At 51.9% G+C, this 3,346-nt stretch carries 3 protein-coding genes and 1 pseudogene; 1 reads left to right on the forward strand and 3 read right to left on the reverse strand.

The window, feature by feature from the left end; genetic code table 11:
* On the forward strand, positions 1–705 hold a 705-nt coding region (locus tag ABYT07_RS19920; protein ID WP_372993752.1), incomplete at its 5' end, for a methyl-accepting chemotaxis protein.
* 375 nt (positions 706–1,080) lie between these two features.
* On the opposite strand, the pseudogene ABYT07_RS19925 reads toward ABYT07_RS19920, so the two are convergent.
* From ABYT07_RS19925 to ABYT07_RS19935, 3 genes and pseudogenes are all read right to left on the reverse strand, one after another.
* Positions 1,081–1,796, reverse strand: a pseudogene (locus ABYT07_RS19925) (IS6 family transposase).
* 183 nt (positions 1,797–1,979) lie between these two features.
* Entirely contained in the window at positions 1,980–2,975 is a 996-nt protein-coding gene (locus tag ABYT07_RS19930) for an ABC transporter ATP-binding protein (RefSeq protein ID WP_372993753.1), read from the reverse strand.
* A partial coding sequence (locus ABYT07_RS19935) for an oligopeptide/dipeptide ABC transporter ATP-binding protein (protein WP_372993754.1) occupies positions 2,972–3,346 on the reverse strand: 375 nt, incomplete at its 5' end. The genes ABYT07_RS19930 and ABYT07_RS19935, both read right to left, overlap by 4 nt.

A 3,346-nucleotide genomic window follows, 5' to 3' on the forward strand; every position in this document is an offset into this window, starting at 1 on the left:
GCCATGGATGAGCTGAACAGCTCCGTACGATCTGCGGCAGAGGGTGCCACCCAAGCCAGTGAGATGTCTCAGCAAGCAAAGCGGAACGCGGAAGACGGCGGCGAAGTAGCCCGCTCGGCGGCGCGTGCGATGGACGGCATAAAAACATCATCGCAGGAAATTTCAAAGATTACATCAGTCATTGAAAATATTGCTTTCCAAACAAATCTACTCGCCCTGAATGCCGGTGTTGAGGCCGCTAGGGCAGGTGAAGCAGGACGCGGTTTTGCAGTGGTCGCAACAGAAGTTCGAGCATTGGCTCAACGTTCATCTGAAGCAGCAGGAGAAATTAATGCGCTTATACAAAGGTCTGGTGACCAAGTTCAACAAGGTGTTGAACTTGTCGACAAAACTGGGAGTTCACTATCGTTGATCGTCGAGGTTGTTTCAGAGATTTCGCAGAGGATCACAGCCATTGCCATTTCATCGAAAGAGCAGGCTTCAGGGATAAATGAAATAAATACAGCCGTGAACCAGCTTGATCAAGTTACGCAACAAAATGCCGCAATGTTTGAAGAAACATCCGCTGCGAGTCATTCGTTGAGATCTGAAGCGGATGCTTTGGCAGCAGCTGTTGCAAAGTTTCAATCAGGTCATACGATGGGCAAAGAAGCCAAGAAAAGTGAATCTAAGACAGGATATGAATTCAATAGGCTACAGGCATAGAACCAGAAATGAAAAGAGCACTTTAAGGCGTGAATTAAATTAGATCAGACACTTAAGCCATCTTAAGAGAAAGCCATAACTTTGACCCGGCCGCGCCGTTTGCAAGAAGGCATGATGTCGGTTCGATGAAAACAAGCGCAATGTATTTGATAGTTTTCAATCGGACGGCGGCACCCCAAAATGGGAAATTAATCTCGTCTTCAACGTTGTGCGCAGAAAAATAATGTGCATGAAATATGATTCGAACTTAAAATACTTCGCAATATATATACCCTGCGAAGCTTCATTAACTTTAGTTAGTCCACGAGAGCTATCAACATAAACGGCACCGTAAAGTTAAGACCAGTTGGCCAAGGAGCGTCAGGGCCCTAAGATTTAGGCGGCTTCAACTTGCACGATTTCGCGCCATGTTCGCATAGCCAGAGATTTCATTCTACAGAAATCAGAGGATGGCATTTCTTGGCGTGGGGGTGGAGCAGGTTGGCTATAGGATCGTGGATGGAGAGAAATCGCTGCAAGTGACCGGGCGATTTAAATTTCTTCCTCCCCCATTCTCGTTGCCCGGTCAGCTAGTGAGAATCCTCAGACCGATTGTTCAGGTCCTTGTGCGATCGGGATTCGATGCCGGGCATGAACTCCCGTTTCGCCGCTGCGTATGACCGCAATTTGTCGATGATCATGATGCGCAGCACCGATACTTTTCGCTTTAAAAGCGTTCGCATTAAGTGTTTGGCCGCAGCCCTATTTCGATATCTTTGGACCAAAACGTCCAGAACAAAACCGTCCTGATCAACCGCACGCCAGAGCCAATGCTTCTTGCCCCGCATCGTGATCACTACTTCGTTGAGATGCCACTTATCAGCAAACTGACCTGCCGATCTGCAGCGAATGTCGGCGGCAAAATGGTGTCAACACTTCTCAACCCATGTTCTAATTGTTTGATGCGACACGGTGATGCAGCGCTAAGCCAACTGATCCTAGATCATCCGCAAATTGATCGGAAACCGGAAATACAGCCAGACCGTCCGGGCGATCATACCCCGCGAAAATCGGTGACAGTGATAGAGGGGCAAAACATTCGTATTGATCATGTGCCGCCATCCCACATCAACGCAGCCGGCGCATCAACTTTACGGTGCCTTGTGATCTACAGTGCACCCAAGAACTCACATTAGATACGCGCCTGAATCTGATCTGTTCAGAACAGCAGTCTCGATCAAATTAAATACCACGCACATCGCTTTGCCACCTTCCCAGAAAGCGCCTGCATCGCATTAGACTATCAATTCTTTCCAGCGGTGGCAGGCCACCTGATGTTCCATCCCTGCGTTTTCCAATACCGGTTCTTCGACCCGGCAGCGTTCAATCGCATTGGGGCAACGGGTTTGAAATTTGCATCCGGGCGGCGGATTGGTGGGCGAGGGAATCTCGCCCTCAAGCTTTTGCGCTTTGCCACGGTCATCAGGGTCCAAAGACGGGATCGCTGACAGCAATGCCTTGGTATATGGATGACGCGGTCCAGAAAACAACGTGCGCGTAGGCGCAGTTTCAACAAGGCGCCCCAGATACATAACGGCCACATGATCACAGACATGCGCGACAACGCTTAGGTCATGGCTGATGAACAAAAATGTCAGCCCCATGTCCTGCTGAATGGCCTTCAGAAGGTTCAGCACGTCCGCTTGGATGGACACATCCAGTGCCGCGACGCTTTCGTCTGCCACGATGAATTTAGGGCCCGACACCAAGGCACGCGCAATGGAAATACGCTGCCGTTGTCCCCCCGAAAACGCATGCGGAAAGCGGCGCAGGTGTTCCACGTTCAACCGGCATTTCGCCGCGATTTCACGCACGCGTTCATCCGTCTCGGCGCGTGATTTGGTTAGGCCCATCACCTCAAGAGGTTCGGCGATGATGTCGCGTACCGTCATGCGGGGGCTTAGGGCGGCATAGGGATCCTGAAAGATCAACTGTGCGCGTTTGCGGTAATCCTTCAGCTCTTTCTTGCCAAGGGCCTTGAGGGAATATGCGACCTCACCGTCGTCAAATTGCACATCCCCTTTGCTGATTGGCGCGGCCCTCAGCATGGCGCGACCAAGGGTGGTTTTGCCGGAACCAGATTCTCCGACCAATCCAAAAAAACTGCCGGGGGCAATTTCAAGGCTGACATCATTCACCGCCCGCACATAGGGCGCAGGGCCAATCAATCTGCCGCGCAGAGGATAATGGACCGACAGGTTTTTTGCCGTGATCAAAGGTTTTTGCGTCATTCGGTGCCCCCTGCCGGATCATAGATATGGCACGCGGCGGCATGGTCGTCATCCACCTGTAAAAAAGCTGGCACTTGGGCCGCGCAACGCGGGCCGACGACCTCTTGGCAGCGCGTGTGATAAACACATCCCGAGGGCCGTTCCAGCGGCGATGGAATATCGCCGGGGATGGGGGTTAACGGCGCATCAATATCGTCAAGCGTTGGCAACGCCGCCAGCAGCCCACGGGTGTAGGGATGCGCCGGTTTGCGGATCACATCGCGCACTGTGCCCTGTTCGACCAAACGGCCCAGATACATCACGGCGACCTTGTCCGCGGTCTGCGCAATCACCCCCAGATCATGGGTGATAAAAATAATCCCCATGCCGAA

This window comes from Sulfitobacter sp., assembly GCF_041552635.1.
Classification (GTDB): Bacteria; Pseudomonadota; Alphaproteobacteria; order Rhodobacterales; family Rhodobacteraceae; genus Sulfitobacter.